The 13,937-nt window shown below is 72.2% G+C and carries 15 protein-coding genes and 1 pseudogene; 8 read left to right on the plus strand and 8 right to left on the minus strand.

The features are described 5' to 3' along the window. The first annotated feature begins 23 nt into the window (after positions 1-23). From ACIRR9_RS48545 to ACIRR9_RS48560, 4 genes are read left to right on the plus strand one after another with little or no spacing between them, the layout of a single operon-like run. On the plus strand, positions 24-938 hold the full coding sequence (locus ACIRR9_RS48545) for a carbohydrate ABC transporter permease (RefSeq protein ID WP_403766160.1): 915 nt from the start codon (positions 24-26) through the stop codon (positions 936-938). Further along, positions 935-1,609, plus strand: coding sequence for a bifunctional 4-hydroxy-2-oxoglutarate aldolase/2-dehydro-3-deoxy-phosphogluconate aldolase (locus ACIRR9_RS48550; RefSeq protein ID WP_403766163.1), 675 nt, complete (start codon positions 935-937; stop codon positions 1,607-1,609). The genes ACIRR9_RS48545 and ACIRR9_RS48550 overlap by 4 nt, the downstream gene beginning before the upstream one ends. Beyond that, a complete protein-coding gene (locus ACIRR9_RS48555) occupies positions 1,606-2,565 on the plus strand; it encodes a sugar kinase (protein WP_403766165.1) in 960 nt (319 codons plus the stop codon). The genes ACIRR9_RS48550 and ACIRR9_RS48555 overlap by 4 nt, the downstream gene beginning before the upstream one ends. Before the next feature lie 21 nt (positions 2,566-2,586). Next, positions 2,587-3,633, plus strand: a complete 1,047-nt coding sequence (locus tag ACIRR9_RS48560) for a lactonase family protein (RefSeq protein WP_403766168.1) — start codon at positions 2,587-2,589, stop codon at positions 3,631-3,633. 126 nt (positions 3,634-3,759) lie between these two features. Here ACIRR9_RS48560 and ACIRR9_RS48565 read toward each other — a convergent pair whose 3' ends face one another. After that, positions 3,760-5,004, minus strand: coding sequence for an NADH:flavin oxidoreductase/NADH oxidase family protein (locus tag ACIRR9_RS48565; protein WP_403766170.1), 1,245 nt, complete (start codon positions 5,002-5,004; stop codon positions 3,760-3,762). A gap of 108 nt (positions 5,005-5,112) precedes the next feature. On the opposite strand from ACIRR9_RS48565, the gene ACIRR9_RS48570 reads away from it, so the two are divergent. Continuing rightward, complete coding sequence (locus ACIRR9_RS48570) at positions 5,113-5,688, plus strand: TetR/AcrR family transcriptional regulator (RefSeq protein WP_403766173.1); 576 nt, start codon at positions 5,113-5,115, stop codon at positions 5,686-5,688. A 61-nt stretch (positions 5,689-5,749) separates the two neighbouring features. On the opposite strand, the gene ACIRR9_RS48575 is transcribed toward ACIRR9_RS48570, so the two are convergent. The 7 genes from ACIRR9_RS48575 to ACIRR9_RS48605 form a co-directional block, all read right to left on the minus strand. Next, a complete protein-coding gene (locus ACIRR9_RS48575; protein WP_403766176.1) occupies positions 5,750-6,040 on the minus strand; it encodes a helix-turn-helix transcriptional regulator in 291 nt (96 codons plus the stop codon). Positions 6,041-6,148: 108 nt separating this feature from the next. Continuing rightward, positions 6,149-6,409 (minus strand): hypothetical protein, encoded by a 261-nt coding sequence (locus tag ACIRR9_RS48580; protein WP_403766178.1) that lies wholly within the window; start codon positions 6,407-6,409, stop codon positions 6,149-6,151. 26 nt (positions 6,410-6,435) lie between these two features. Then, positions 6,436-7,182: a PP2C family protein-serine/threonine phosphatase gene (locus ACIRR9_RS48585; protein ID WP_403766181.1), complete on the minus strand. Its 747-nt coding sequence runs from the start codon at positions 7,180-7,182 to the stop codon at positions 6,436-6,438. 71 nt (positions 7,183-7,253) lie between these two features. Further along, a complete protein-coding gene (locus tag ACIRR9_RS48590; RefSeq protein ID WP_403766184.1) occupies positions 7,254-8,075 on the minus strand; it encodes a carbohydrate ABC transporter permease in 822 nt (273 codons plus the stop codon). Next, positions 8,072-9,019: a carbohydrate ABC transporter permease gene (locus ACIRR9_RS48595; RefSeq protein WP_403766186.1), complete on the minus strand. Its 948-nt coding sequence runs from the start codon at positions 9,017-9,019 to the stop codon at positions 8,072-8,074. Before ACIRR9_RS48595 ends, ACIRR9_RS48590 begins: the two co-directional genes overlap by 4 nt. 15 nt (positions 9,020-9,034) lie before the next feature. Next, on the minus strand, positions 9,035-10,420 hold the full coding sequence (locus tag ACIRR9_RS48600) for an extracellular solute-binding protein (RefSeq protein WP_403766189.1): 1,386 nt from the start codon (positions 10,418-10,420) through the stop codon (positions 9,035-9,037). A gap of 136 nt (positions 10,421-10,556) precedes the next feature. Further along, complete coding sequence (locus ACIRR9_RS48605) at positions 10,557-11,522, minus strand: carbohydrate kinase family protein (protein ID WP_403766192.1); 966 nt, start codon at positions 11,520-11,522, stop codon at positions 10,557-10,559. Positions 11,523-11,665: 143 nt separating this feature from the next. Between ACIRR9_RS48605 and ACIRR9_RS48610 the strand changes: the two genes are divergently transcribed. The 3 genes and pseudogenes from ACIRR9_RS48610 to ACIRR9_RS48620 form a co-directional block, all read left to right on the plus strand. Then, positions 11,666-12,454: a DeoR/GlpR family DNA-binding transcription regulator gene (locus ACIRR9_RS48610; protein ID WP_403766195.1), complete on the plus strand. Its 789-nt coding sequence runs from the start codon at positions 11,666-11,668 to the stop codon at positions 12,452-12,454. Next, a complete protein-coding gene (locus ACIRR9_RS48615; protein ID WP_403766197.1) occupies positions 12,451-13,821 on the plus strand; it encodes a 6-phospho-beta-glucosidase in 1,371 nt (456 codons plus the stop codon). The genes ACIRR9_RS48610 and ACIRR9_RS48615 overlap by 4 nt, the downstream gene beginning before the upstream one ends. Position 13,822: 1 nt before the next feature. Further along, positions 13,823-13,937 (plus strand): annotated as a pseudogene (locus tag ACIRR9_RS48620) (glucosamine-6-phosphate deaminase); the annotation flags it as partial.

The raw sequence follows: 13,937 nt of genomic DNA on the forward strand, positions 1-13,937 counted from the left end.
ATCGATTCGGACGGATCGCCACCATGACCTCTCAACTCTCCGCAACCGCACGGGAGACCGGCCACCGGGCCGGGACACCCGGCCAGGGCGTCGCGCCCCGTACGCCGAGCCGCTGGACCCCGCGCCGTCTCGCCGGCGGCCTCGGCACCGCCCTGCTCTGCCTCGGCACCGTGCTGTTCGTGCTGCCGTTCCTCTTCACGGTCGTCACCTCGCTGCGCACCGCCGCCGATGTCGCCCGCTCGCCGCTGGGCATCCCGCACTCCTTCACCCTGAAGAACTTCAGCGACGCCTTCAGCCAGATCCACTACGGGCCGAGCACCCTCAACACCCTGCTGATCACGGGCCTTTCGTGTGTGTGCATCACCGCGCTGGGCTCGCTGGCCGGGTATCCGCTGGCCCGGATCACCGCGGGCTGGTCGACGGCCGTGTACCGGCTGTTCATCCTCGGCACCTCCATCCCGGTCTTCGTGGTGGTGGCACCGCTCTACCTGCTGATGCGGGACATGAACCTGCTCGACACCTACGCGGGCGTGGTCTTCATCTACACCGCGATCAACCTGCCGCTGGCGGTGTTCTTCTACACCAGCTTCATCCGCTCGGTCCCCACCGACCTGGAGGAGGCCGCGGCGCTCGACGGCTGCGGCGCGTTCCGCACCTTCTTCGTCGTCATCCTGCCGCTGCTGCGGCCCGTCACCAGCACCCTGCTGACCTTCGTCGCCCTGCAGATCTGGAACGACCTGCTCGTCCCGCTGGTCTTCCTCCAGGACCCGGGCAAGCGCACCGTCATGGTGAACGCCTACTCCTTCATCGACCCGCACACCGTGCAGCCGACCACCCTCTTCCCGGCCGCCCTGCTCGGCGTGCTGCCGCTGCTGGTCATCTTCATGTTCTTCCAGCGCCAGGTCGTCGCCGGCATGTCCGCGGGAGCGGTCAAGTGACCGTACGCCCCGCCCTCACCCCCCAGCTGGACCGCACCCGAGTGATGGCCATCCTGCGTTCGGCCGACGCCACCGGACTGCCCGCCGTCGCCCGCGCGCTCGCCGCCGGCGGCGTCACCTGCCTGGAGGTCACCCTCACCACCGGGGGAGCCCTGGACGCGCTCGCCCGGATCCGGGAGGAGCTCGGCTCCGCCGTCGCGGTCGGCGCGGGTACCGTCATGACCCTGGCCGACCTGCGCGACGCGGTCGCCGCCGGTGCCGAGTTCCTGGTCGCCCCCGTCGTCGAACCCGAGGTGATCCGCGCCGCCGCCGACCTCGGCATCCCCTGTTACCCGGGCGCCTGGACCCCCACCGAGGTCGCCACCGCCTGGCGGGCCGGTGCCGCCGCCGTCAAGCTCTTCCCCGCCTGCACCGGCGGACCCGCGTACCTACGGCAACTGCGCGCCCCGCTCCCGGACATCCCGCTCGTCGCGGTCGGCGGGGTGGGCCTCGCCGAGGCCGCGGACTACCTGGCCGCCGGGGCCCTGGCCGTGGGCGTCGGCTCCCCGCTGCTGCGCGGCGCGGACCTGGCCGCCGACGACCCGGAAGCCCTCGACGCGCTCACCGGGCGAGCGCGCGCCTTGCTGGAGACGGTCAGGCTCGCGGCGCGGGCCGGGAAGGGCGACCTGTGAACAACTCCGCCGACCAGCCGTACCTCGTCACCGTCGGCGAGACCCTCGCCGTCCTCTCCGCCGCCGGGCCCGGCCCCCTCGCCCTGGGCGCCGCGCTGCGCCTGGGAGTCGCCGGGGCCGAGTCCAACGTGGCCGTCGGCGTGAGCCGGCTCGGCGGCCGGGCCACCTGGATCGGCCGGGTCAGCGAGGACCAGCTCGGCGAACTCGTGCTGCGCGAGCTGCGCGCCGAGGGCGTCACCGCGCTGGCCGTCCGCGACCCCGCGCCCACCTCGCTGCTCCTCAAGGAGCGGCGCACCAGCACCCACCACCGGATGCGCTACTACCGCACCGCCACCGCCGGGGTCCGGCTCGCCCCCGAGGACATCCCCGAGCAGGTCGTCGCGGGGGCCGCGGTCCTGCACATCACGGGGATCACCCCGGCCCTCGGCGAGGACCCCGCGAGCGCGGTCCGGCGCGCGGTGCGGATCGCCAAGGACGCCGGTGTCCTCGTCTCCTTCGACATCAACTTCCGCTCCCTGCTGTGGAGCGAGGAGGAGGCCCGGCGGGCCGTACTGCCGCTGCTGCGCGACAGCGACCTGGTCTTCGCGGGACCGCACGAGGCCCGGCTCGCGGTGCCCGACCTGCACGAGCCCGCGGAACTCGCCAAGGGGCTCTGTGAGCTGGGGCCGAGCGGAGCGGTCGTGAAACTGGGCGCCGAAGGGGCGTACGCGCTCCTGGACGGGGTGTCGTACCGGCAGCCCGCGCTGCCCGTGCGGGTGCACGACTCGGTGGGCGCCGGGGACGCGTTCGTCGCCGGCTACCTCGCCGAACTGCTGGCCGGTGAGCCGCCCGAGCGCCGGCTGAGCACGGCCGCCCGGCTCGGCGCGTTCGCCGTCGCCACCACCGGGGACTGGGAGGGCCTGCCGCGGCGCGCCGAACTCGCCCTCCTCGACCACCACGACGACGTACTGCGCTGACCCCCCACCCGAGGAGCTTCCATGTCCACAGTTCTCGCCGGCTCCTACACCCCCGACACCGGGGGTGCGGGCGTCGGCCTCTCCGTCCTGAGCCTGCACGCCCGGTCGTTCACCGCCGAGGCGCCCCCGGTGCCCGCGAGCGGCGCCTCCTTCCTGGCCGCCCACCCGACCCTGCCCGTCGTCTACACCACCCACGAGTCCACCGAGGGGGCCGTCTCGGCCTTCTCGGTCCAAGGGCCGGTCGAGGGGCCGGTCGAGGGGCCGGCCCCGCTGGGCGCGCCCGTCACCAGCGGCGGCGCCAACCCCTGCCACCTCACCGTCCACCCGGACGGCGGGTGGCTGCTGACCGCCAACTACGGCACCGACACCCTCCCCGGCACGGTCGCCGTGCACCGGCTCGACGCGGCCGGCCGGATCACGGACCTCACCGACGTCGTCGAGCACAAGGGCTCGGGACCGGTCGCCGGACGGCAGGAGGGCAGCCACGCCCACCAGGTCCTGGCCGACCCGGCGGGCCGGTTCGTGCTCGCCACCGACCTGGGCGCCGACGCCGTGTTCACCTACCGCCTGGACGCGGTGAACGGCACGCTGGAACGCACGGCGGTGAACCGACTGCGCCCCGGCTCCGGACCCCGTCATCTCGCCTTCGCACCCGCCGGCGACCTGGTGTTCAGCGCCGACGAGCTGTCCTCGACGGTGACCTGCCACCGGTACGAGGCGGAGACCGGCACCCTCGTCGAGCTGTCCCGCGTGCCCGCGACGGTCGTGGCCGACGTGCCCAACCAGCCCGGCGGGATCGTCGCCTCGGACCGCTTCGTCTGGGTCACCAACCGGGGCGCCGACACGGTGGCGGCCTTCCGCGTCGACGGCACCACGCTGGTGCCCCTCGGGGAGACCCCGGCCGGCGGTACCTGGCCGCGCGGCCTGACCTCGGTCCCGGGCCACCTCCTCGTCGCCAACCAGCACGGCGGCACCCTGGCCGCGCTGCCGGTCCTGGAGTCGGGCGCGCTGGGCGAGGCGGTCGCCACGGCGGCCGTTCCGTCGGTGGTGTGCGCGCTGGTGCTGTGAGGGCTGGTGGGGTGTGAGGCCCGGTGGTGCCGGCGCTGGTGGTGTCAGGGCTGGTGAGGTGAGACCTGGAGGTGCCAGAGCCTGGTGGTGTCGGGCCTGGTGATGCGAGGCCTGGTGATGCGAGGCCTAGCGGTGTGGGGTCGCCTTCGGCAGCCAGGAGCGGTAGCGGCGCAGTTGGCGGCGCGCCCGCAGTTGTTCGGAGGCGAGGGCACAGGCCGGGCGGGTGGTGACCCTCGGCTCGGCGCCGCGGGCCATCCGGCGCAGCTGATGGCGGACCAGGGCCATGCCCGCCGCCGACGCGAGGGTCTTGTCCGACCAGGTCACCGGGGGCAGCTGCCCGTCCGCCTCGCGGCCCTGCCGCCAGCGGGCGGGCAGGTCCGGGGTCACCGCGAGCGCGGTGCCGACGCCGACCAGATCGACGCCGTCGGCCAGGACCTGCTCGGCGGAGTCCCGCCGCGTGATCCCGCCCGTGAGCATGAGCGGGAGCGGGCTGGTGGCGGCCAGATCCTTCGCCAGGTCCAGGAAGTAGGCCTCGCGGGCCCGGGTGCGGGCGTCGGCCGGGCGGCCCGACATGGCGGGGCTCTCGTAACTGCCGCCGGACAGTTCCACCAGGTCGACGCCGAGCGGTTCGAGCAGCGCGATCACCCGGCGGGCGTCCTCGACGTCGAAGCCGCCACGCTGGAAGTCCGCGGAGTTCAGCTTCACCGCGACCGCGAACTGCGGCGGCACCACGGCCCGTACCGCGCGCACGACGTCCAGGAGCAGCCGCGCCCGGTTCTCCAGCGGGCCGCCCCACCGGTCGGTACGCCGGTTGACCAGCGGGGACAGGAACTGGGACAGCAGATAACCGTGCGCCGCGTGGATCTGCACCCCGTCGAAACCGGCTTCTGCGGCGCGCCGCGCGGTGACCGCGAACCGCCGCACCGTGGCCTCGATCTGCTCCGGCGTCATGGCGGTCGGCCGGCCGAACCGCTTGCTGTGCCTGCCCAGGTCGACGCGCACGTCCGACGGTCCCCAGACGACCCCGGGCATGCCGGCCTGGATCTGGCGGCCGGGGTGGTTGATCTGCATCCACAGCGCCGCGCCCCCGGCCCGGCCGGCCCTCGCCCACTCGGCGAACGGCTCCAGCGGTGTCACCTCGTCGAGCACGACGCCGCCCGGGCCGGTCAGCGCCTCGGCGTGCACCATGACATTGCCGGTGATCAGCAGCCCGGCGCCGCCGGCGCCCCAGCGCCGGTAGAGCGAGAGCAGCCGGTCGTCCGGGAGCTGCCCGGCACCGGCCATCCCCTCCTCCATGGCCGCCTTCGCGATCCGGTTGCGCAGGACCGCCCCGGACCGCAGGTGCAGGGGCGAGAACAAGGGGCTGGACATGCGGGGTCTCCTCTCGGCCGCCGTAGAATGTGTGCGGCGCCAACAATGTGTACGACGCTCACATTAGGTCGCCGATGTCAGCACTGTAAACATCGCTGAGGGTGACCCATGACACCGTCGACCGACTCGTACCATCACGGCGATCTACGGGCCGCCTGCCTGCGCGCCGCCCGGGAGCTGCTGGAGGAGGACGGCAGCGGCGCGCTGTCGCTGCGGGCGGTGGCGCGGCGGGCCGGGGTCTCGCCCACGGCCCCCTACCGCCACTACGCGGACCGCGACGCACTGGTCTCCGCCGTCGCCGCGGAGGGCTACCGCGAACTCGCCGGGTACCTCACGGCAGCGCACCCCGCGCCGTCGGCCCCCGACGACCTCGTCGCCGTCGCCGTGGCCTACGTCCGGTTCGCCCTCGACCACCCGGCGCTGTTCCGGTCGATGTTCGCGGAGCCGTGCGACCCCGGCAGCGCCGAACGCGTCGAGGCGACCGCCGTGATCTCCGCGTACGTCGACACCCTCGTCGCCGACGCCTTCCCCGGCGACACCCGGGACGGACTGCCGACCGCGGTGTGGGCCCTGGTCCACGGGCTGGCGTTCCTGTTCCTGGACGGCAAACTCGACGCCGCCACACCGGAGGCGGTCGCCGAGCAGGTCCGCGTCACGGTCCGGGCGGTGCTCAGCCTCGGGTGAGTGCGCATGGACGACTTCGCAGCGGGTGACCCTGCCCGGGTGGCTCCGGCGCGGCCCCGGATCAGCGCGCGGCCGTGTCGTCCGGACCGGCGGACAGCGCGCCGCGCGGCCGGCCGCGCGAGGTGACACCGAGCTTCGCGAAGACCTTGCCCAGGTGGTACTGGACCGTCCGCGGGCTGAGGAACAGCCGTACCCCGATCCCGGGGTTGGACAGGCCCTCCCGGGCCGGCCGTGCTGTCCGGGCCTCCTGGGGCGTCGGTTCGACCGTGCTGGTCACGGCCCGCTTGCGGGCGCTCTCCCCGGTGGCGCGCAGCTCGCGGCGGGCCCGAGCCGCGAAAGCCGCCATCCCCATGGACTCCAGCATGCCGTGCGCGACACGGAGTCGGGTGCGCGCGTGGGCGCGGCGCCGCTGCCTGCGGCTCGGCCGTCGGACCACGCCGTAGCGCCGGGTGCCGCCCGGTCAGACCTCCATCACGGTGTCGCAGTCCGGGCAGGCCACGGAAGCGTGTTCCGCGGGGTACCAGGGCTCTCCGGGGTGTTCGGAGGGCCGGCGGCCGGTCGTCTCCATGGCGAAGGTGTCCTTGCCGCAGAGCGTTCGGGGTCCCGCGACGGTGTGCGATCCCGGGGCCGCGGGAGCCACGTGCACCCTGCGGACGCGCCGCTGTGCGCCACCCGACGCTGCCGCCGGCCGGTCGAGTTCGTTGACGACGATCTCGGTCATGTCTCCACCGTAGGCGGGGACCTTCCTCAGGTGTCCGCGACGCGTACGACCGCCAGCGTGATGTTGTCGGGGCCGCCCGCCGCGATGGCGGTCTTCCACAGCTCGAAGGCCGCCCGGCCGTCGTCGTGCTCCCGGATCACCTCGTCGAGTACGTGCTGCGGCACCGGGTCGGTCAGGCCGTCGGTGCAGATGAGGTAGCGGTCGCCGGCAGACAGGGGCACGGTCGTCACATGGGGCTGGACGGCGCGGTACGCGAGCGTGCCGCCCAGGCACTGGGTGACGAGGTGCGTGGTGTGCCGCCCCTGTTCGAGCGGGGGGCTGTCGTCGACGCTCACCTGGCGCAGCCCGTCGGGAGCGGCCGCGAAGACCCTGCTGTCGCCCACGTTGAACACCGTCAGCGAGTCCGGCTGCACAACGACCCCGGCGACCGTGGTCCCCATGGTGGCGAGGTCGCCTCCTTCGCCGCCACCGGCCTCGTGCACGGCGCGGTTGCAGGCGTTCAGGGCGTCGCGGACGGCGTCCTCGCCGCTCAGGGCGGGGCCGATCGACGCCATCCGGCGGGCCACCAGGGCGCTGGCCACGTCGCCGCCGGGCTGCCCGCCGAGCCCGTCGGCGACGGCGACGACGAGGGGCGTCCCGAGCGGGAAGACCAGGGTCTGCGAACTCTCGGTCACCGTGGCGCACAGGGTCCACGGCCCGATCACAAGGCTGTCCTCGTTCCGTTCGCGGAGCAGCCCGGGGTGGCTGAGCGCGCTCACAGCCGCGTATCGCATGGGACGCCACCGCCTTCCCGCACGGGCCACGGCGGTCGGTCGACTCGCCGCGCGGCGACACTCTCACCTTCTCACGCCTTGACGGCGCCGGAGAGCATGCCCGAGATGAAGTGACGTTGCAGGAAGACGTACAGCGCGACCACCGGCAGGGCGACGATGATGGACGCGGCCGCCAGCAGGGAGTACTGGGTGGTGTGCTCGCTCTGGAAGAACGCCAGGCCCAGGGGTGCGGTGCGCTTGTTCTCGTCGGTGATCATGACCAGCGGCAGCAGGAACTCGTTCCAGGTCCACATGAACACCAGCATCGCCATCGTCAGCAGGGCGGGACGGCTGGTGGGCACGAGGATCCGCCACAGGAGCCGCCAGTCCGTGGCGCCGTCCAGGCGGGCCGCCTCGATGATGCTGACCGGCACCGAACGGAAGAAGTTGCGCATCCAGAAGACGCCGAACGCGAGGGACTGGGCGGTCTGCGGCAGGATCAGCGCCCAGTAGGAGTCGGTGAACCCGGCGTCGCGCAGGTTGAAGTAGAGCGGGATGACGAACGCCTCGGGCGGGACCATCAGGCCGATCAGGGTGATGTAGAAGAGCAGCGACCGGCCGGGGTAGTCGAAGTGCGCGAAGGAGAACCCGGCGAGGATGGCGAGGAGGGCCGTGAGGACCACCACCGCCACCGCGACCAGGACGCTGGAGCCCAGGTAGGTGGCGAAGTGGCCCTGGTGCCAGGCGGTGGTGAAGTTGCCGAAGTCGAGGTGGTGGGGCCAGGTGAAGGACGGGGACGCCTGGGCGGCGGGGGTGAGGGCCGAGGCCACCACGCCGATCAGCGGGACCAGGGCCAGCCCGGCGAAGACGGTCAGGACGACGTAGTTGAGCGCGCGTTCGCGGGCGGAGATCATGTCCCGTCCTCCTCGGGCTGGAGCTTGGTGATCAGGAAGGTGATGAGCAGGATCACCGCGGTCAGCACGACGGCGATGGCACAGGCCGAGCCGACCTGGCCGGTGCCGAAGGCCCGGTTGTAGACCTCGAAGGCGGGCAGGCTGGTCGCGTTGCCGGGGCCGCCGTGGGTGGCGACGTACACCAGGTCGAAGGTCTTCAGGGCGGCGATCACGGTGAGGGTGAGGGCGACGGTGATCTGGCCGCGCAGGCCGGGGAGGGTCACGGCGAAGAACTCCCGTACGAGGCCTGCCCCGTCGAGCTTTGCCGCCTCGTACAGCTCCCCCGGGATCTGGCCGATGCCGGCGATGAACAGCACCAGGCACAGGCCGATCTCCAGCCAGGTGCCGATGAACCCGACGGACGGCAGCGCGGTGGAGAAGTCGCCGAGCCAGGGGCGGGCGACGGCCTTCAGACCGATGGCGCGCAGGGCGGTGTTGAGGACGCCGTCGGGGGCGTAGATCGCCGTCCAGGCGGTCGCGGTGACGACCATGGCGACGACCTGCGGCAGGAAGATCAGCGCGCGGAAGACCGAGACCCCGCGCAGCCGGGAGGCGCGGGTGGTGATCGCGGCCAGCATCAGGGCGAGCGCGATCGGCAGGACCGAGAAGAAGAGGATCAGGACGAAGGAGTGCAGGAATCCGGCGCGCAGCTGCGGGTCCCGGGCGATCTCGGTGTAGTTGGCGAACCCGGCCCAGGTGGAGGCGGAGATGCCGTCCCAGTGGAAGAGGGAGATCTGGACCAGCTGGCCGAGCGGGATCAGGAGGAAGACCGTGAGGACGGTCAGGGCGGGAAGGGCGTAGAGGTAGCCCTTCCACTGGACGCGGCCGCGGCGCCGGGCCGGGCGCCCGCCGGGGGCGTCGGCCTGGCGCTTGCGTGCCGTCGGGCGGTGTGCGGTGACAGCCATGAGGGGGTGTGAGCCTTAGCTGCCCTGCTGGAACTGGGCGTAGTCGGACTGGAGTTGGGCGCCGAAGGCCTGCGGTGTGAGCTGTCCGGCGGTCAGTTCCTGGACGGCGGCGGTGAGGGTGTCGTAGAAGGTCGGGGTGGTGTAGTCGAGATAGGGCAGCAGGCCGTCCTTCTCGCTGACCGCCTTCCATTCGGCGAGGATGTCGGCGTCGACGGTGCCCGCGGCGGGCTTGTAGTCGGCCTGCGGGAGGGCGGGCAGGTTGCCGTTGTCGGCGAGGACCTTCATGCCGTTGCTGTCGGCGAGGAAGTTGATGTAGGCGGCGGCCACGTCGGGGTGCTTGGACTTGGAGGTCATGGCCCAGGCGAGGCCTTCACCGCCCTGGGTGAGCGGGGGCTGGCCGGCGGCGGGGCTGAGCGCGGTGAAGCCGACGTTCGTCTTCATCTTGGGTTCGAGTACGGCGGCCTGCCAGGTGCCGTCGACCAGGAAGAGCGACTTTCCGGCGGCGAAGTTCGCGACCGCCTGGTCCTTGCTCTCCCCGTTGAAGCCGGAGCCGAGGTAGCCCTTGTCGGCCCAACCGCGCAGCGTGGTCGCGGCCTTCAGGCTGCCGGGGTCGGTCCACTTGGCGCCGCCCTCGTCGAACACCAGCTTGCGGACCTCGGCCTTGCCGGCGGTGGCCGCCTGGACGACACCGAAGATGTGGATGCCGGGGCTTTTGTCCGCGTCGCCGTAGGAGAGGGGCTGGAGCCCGGACGACTTGGCCTTGGCGAGGGCGGTCTCGAAGCCCGTGAGGGTGGTGGGGACGGTCAGGCCGAGGGACTTGAGCTTGGCCTTGTTGTAGTAGATGCCGACGATCTCACCGGTCTGGGAGACCCCGTACAGGTTGCCGGTCTTCCAGGTCCTGCCGTCGGCGGAGAAGCGGTTGAGGTCGAGCAGCTGGGAAGGGAAGGAGGTGTCCCAGCCGTAGACCTTGGCGTAGCTGTCCACGGGCTGGAGGAGTCCGGCCTTCACGAAGGCGCCCATGTCGGGGTAGCCCTGGTTGGCCTGGACGACGTCGGGCGGGTTCGAGGAGGAGAGGGCGAGCTTGAGGGTGGTCTTGAGGTCGGAGAAGGACCGGGAGACGCGTTTGATCGTGACGTTCGGGTACTTCGCCATGAACGCCTTGTTGAGCGCTTCGGTGGAGGCGTCGGTGCCCGGGTCGGTGTTCTGGTCCCACTCGGTGAGAGTGACCTTGCCGGCCTTGGCGACGTCCGTGGACACCGGTCCGGCGGTCTTGTCCGCGCCGCCGGCCGACGAGTTGCCGCCGGGGCCGGGCGAGCAGGCCGCGACGGCCGTCAGCAGGCCGGTGACGAGGGCGGCCGCGGCGACGCGCCGGGCGGAACGGCCTCGGGTTCTCTCGGACATGGAGTGGTCCTCCTGGTGCTGGTGGAGCTGAGCGGGCGGTACGGGGGTTCCCGGACGGTGCGCGGGAACCCGGCGGCCGGCAGACGACGGCCGGTGGGGTATGTGGGATGTCCGGCGCAGTGGCTCCGGCGGAGCGTCAGCGCAAGATCGCGCGTATCCGCTCGACGTCGTCGCCGGGGATGCCGGACTTCTCGGTGAAGCCGGAGATCTCGGTGAGGAAGGCGTCGACGGCCGCCCGGTGCGGGGCGGCGGCCGCGCCGCCCAGGCTCCGCACCGACAGGGCGGCGCACAGTCCGGCGAAGCGGAGGCGGGTGGCCAGCGGCCAGCCGTGGCTGAGGCCGGTGATGAAGGCGGCGGTGAAGACGTCGCCGGCGCCGGTGGGGTCGACGGCGGGCACGCTGGGGGCGGGGATCCGGACCAGTTCGCCGGTGACGCCGTCCACCGCGACCGCGCCGCGCGGGCCGTCGGTCACGACGACGTCCGCCACCAGGTCGTCCAGGACCTTCACGGCCTCCTCGACCGTGCCGGTGCGGGTGTAGCTGGTGGCCTCGACCGCGTTGCAGACGAACACGTCCACCTCGGCGAGCCGGGTGAGCAGCTCGGGCGACCAGCGGCCGGTGGGGTCCCAGCCGACGCCGCCCACCACCCGGGTGCCCCGGGCGCGCAGCCGGGAGACCCAGCCGGGCAGTGGCCTGCCGATGGTGAGCTGCACGAAGCGGGCGTCGGGCAGTTCGCCGTCCCACACCTGCGGGCGCCGGGCACCCTCCTCCTCGTAGGTGATGAAGGTGCGGTCGTGCTCGTTGGTCGCGGCGACCGTGACCGGGGTCTGCACGGCGGGGTCGCGGCGCAGCCAGGAGAGGTCGAGGTTCTGCTCGCGGGCGAGTTCGGTCACGAGGTGGTCGCCGAGGAAGTCGGTGCCGATCACGGCGAACAGCCCGGTGCGCAGCCCCAGCCGGGCCGCGGCCACACTCCGGGTCGCGGTGCCGCCGGGCACGACGGCGAACCGGTCCGCGTACACCTCGCCGCCCGGCGCGGGCAGGTGCGGGATGCCGGCGAAGACCAGGTCGCAGAAGACTTCGCCGGCGAAGAGCACATCGACCACGGATACCGCCTCCGTCCGGTGCCAGCACAAGAAGTGCTCAACTATGAGCATCGCTCACGCGATATGACAAGAGTCAGTCAGTTACGAGAAGGTTTCCCGTCGTCAGATGACTGAAGTCAGTCATCCGGTGCTATCTTCACTGCGTGACTTCACGCAACAGACACGCGAAGATCGTGGAATCCCTCCGCACGACCGGAGTGGCCTCGGTGCGCGAACTCGCCGAGCGGCTCCAGGTCAGCGAGTCCACGATCCGCCGGGACCTGATCGAGCTGGACCGCAACGGCGAACTGGTGCGCACCTACGGGGGCGCCGCCATGTCCCCGCGGGCCGTCCTGGACGGCACCGCTCAGGAGCCGGAGGAGGCCGAGATCCCCTTCGACGTGGTCGCCACCCGCGACCAGGCGATGAAGGAGGCCATCGCGGAGGAGGCCGTGAAGCTCGTCGAGGACGACAGCGTGGTCGTCCTGGACATCGGCACCACCCCCCAGGCCATCGCCCGGAGGCTGCGCGGCCGTCCGGTCACGGTCATCACCAGCAGCCTCGCCGTGCTCGACGAGCTCCGTCACGATGAGGCGGTACGGCTGGTGATGCTGGGCGGGGTGCTGCGCCGCAACTACCAGTCCCTGGTCGGTTCCCTGACCGAACAGGCACTGCGTCAGGTCAGTGCCGACCTGCTGTTCCTCAGCTGCACAGGGGTGCGTCCGAGCGGTCACGTGGTGGACAACATGGCGGTCGAGGCACCTCTGAAGCAGGCCATGATCGAGACGGCCGGGCAGGTCGTCCTGGTTGCCGCCGAGACCAAGTTCCCGGGCACCGGCTCGCTGCGCGTGTGCCCGCTGTCGGACATCGACGTCCTGATCACGACCGGCGGTGCCGATCCCGACACGCTCCAGCTCTGCCGCGAGGCGGGTGGAAAGGTGATACTCGCATGAAGTTGACCGTCCTCGGCGGCGGCGGATTCCGCGTGCCGTACGTCTACCAGGCCCTGCTGGGCGACCAGGGCAGCCCCCGTATCGACGACGTCTGGCTCTACGACACCGATCCGGCTCGTCTCAAGGCGATGGCCGAGGTGCTCGCCCGGTTCGCCGACGGCCGGCCCGACGCCCCCCGGGTCACGGTCAGCACCTCCCTGGACGACGCCCTGGAGGGCAGCGACTTCGTGTTCGCGGCCATCCGGGTGGGCGGCCTCGCGGGCCGGATGTGCGACGAGCGGGTGGCGCTGGACCTGAACGTCCTCGGCCAGGAGACCACCGGCCCGGGCGGTCTCGCCTACGGCCTGCGCACCATCCCCGTGATGCTCGACATCGCGCACCGCGTGCGCAGACTCGCGCCCGACGCGTACGTCATCAACTTCACCAACCCGGCCGGGATGATCACCGAGGCGATGCAGAGCGTCCTCGGCGACCGCGTCCTGGGTATCTGCGACACCCCGTCCGGCCTCGGCCGCCGTATCGCCACGACACTCGGACTCGACCCGTCCCGGGCCCAGTTCGACTACGTCGGCCTCAACCACCTCGGCTGGATGCGCCGGGTGCTGCACGACGGCGAGGACGTACTGCCCCGGCTGCTCGCCGACGACCAGCGCCTCGGCAGCCTGGAGGAGGGCGTGGTCTTCGGCAAGGACTGGCTGCGCGACCTGGGCCTGATCCCCAACGAGTACCTGTACTACTACTACTTCAACAGGGACGCCGTCCGTTCCATCCTCGACGCCCCGCAGACCCGCGGCGAGTTCCTCGCCCGGCAGCAGCGGGAGTTCTACGAGCGGGTGACCGAGGCCGCCGGAGGCTCGGCCGTGCGGCTGTGGCGGGACACCGTCGCCAACCGCAGCGCCAACTACATGGCCGAGGCCAAGGGAGCCGTCCAGGGCGAGGCCGAGGCCGCCGCGGACTTCCAGCCCGACCCCGCGCACCAGGGCTACGCCGGCGTCGCCCTCGGGGTGATGGCCGCGATCAGCCGCAACGAACGCGCGACGATGATCCTCAACGTCCGCAACGGCACGACCGTGTCCGCGCTCCCCCAGGACGCCGTCGTCGAGGTCCCGGTGACCGTCGACGCCAACGGTGTCCACCCGCTCACCGTCACCCAGCCCGACCTCCACCAGGCCGGTCTGATGCAGCAGGTCAAGGCGGTCGAGCGGCTCACGATCAGCGCGGCCGTCACCGGTTCCCGCACCGACGCGGTCAAGGCGTTCTCGCTCCATCCCCTGGTCGACTCGGTCAACGTCGGCCGTCAGCTTCTCGACGGATACATCGACAGCATTCCCGAGGTGGCGGCCGTGTTCGCAGGCGGGCGGGGCTAGCGTGGAAGTTGTCATCGTTTTGGATGCCGCGGCGGGTGGCGAGCTGATCGCCGAGGCCATGGCGCGGCTGCTGCGGCGCAAGCCGGACGCGCTGCTCGGGGTGGCCACGGGTTCCA

This window comes from Streptomyces sp. NPDC101234 (genome assembly GCF_044767525.1).
Lineage (GTDB): Bacteria > Actinomycetota > Actinomycetes > Streptomycetales > Streptomycetaceae > Streptomyces > Streptomyces sasae.

Bases quoted from the DNA above. Each gene is read 5' to 3' on its own strand.
- ACIRR9_RS48560 (WP_403766168.1), top strand. From the start codon at position 2,587: ATGTCCACAGTTCTCGCCGGCTCCTACACCCCCGACACCGGGGGTGCG.
- ACIRR9_RS48545 (WP_403766160.1), top strand. From the start codon at position 24: ATGACCTCTCAACTCTCCGCAACCGCACGGGAGACCGGCCACCGGGCC.
- ACIRR9_RS48590 (WP_403766184.1), bottom strand. From the start codon at position 8,075: ATGATCTCCGCCCGCGAACGCGCGCTCAACTACGTCGTCCTGACCGTC.
- ACIRR9_RS48575 (WP_403766176.1), bottom strand. From the start codon at position 6,040: ATGGGGATGGCGGCTTTCGCGGCTCGGGCCCGCCGCGAGCTGCGCGCC.
- ACIRR9_RS48570 (WP_403766173.1), top strand. From the start codon at position 5,113: ATGACACCGTCGACCGACTCGTACCATCACGGCGATCTACGGGCCGCC.
- ACIRR9_RS48600 (WP_403766189.1), bottom strand. From the start codon at position 10,420: ATGTCCGAGAGAACCCGAGGCCGTTCCGCCCGGCGCGTCGCCGCGGCC.
- ACIRR9_RS48580 (WP_403766178.1), bottom strand. From the start codon at position 6,409: ATGACCGAGATCGTCGTCAACGAACTCGACCGGCCGGCGGCAGCGTCG.
- ACIRR9_RS48595 (WP_403766186.1), bottom strand. From the start codon at position 9,019: ATGGCTGTCACCGCACACCGCCCGACGGCACGCAAGCGCCAGGCCGAC.
- ACIRR9_RS48615 (WP_403766197.1), top strand. From the start codon at position 12,451: ATGAAGTTGACCGTCCTCGGCGGCGGCGGATTCCGCGTGCCGTACGTC.
- ACIRR9_RS48585 (WP_403766181.1), bottom strand. From the start codon at position 7,182: ATGCGATACGCGGCTGTGAGCGCGCTCAGCCACCCCGGGCTGCTCCGC.
- ACIRR9_RS48565 (WP_403766170.1), bottom strand. From the start codon at position 5,004: ATGTCCAGCCCCTTGTTCTCGCCCCTGCACCTGCGGTCCGGGGCGGTC.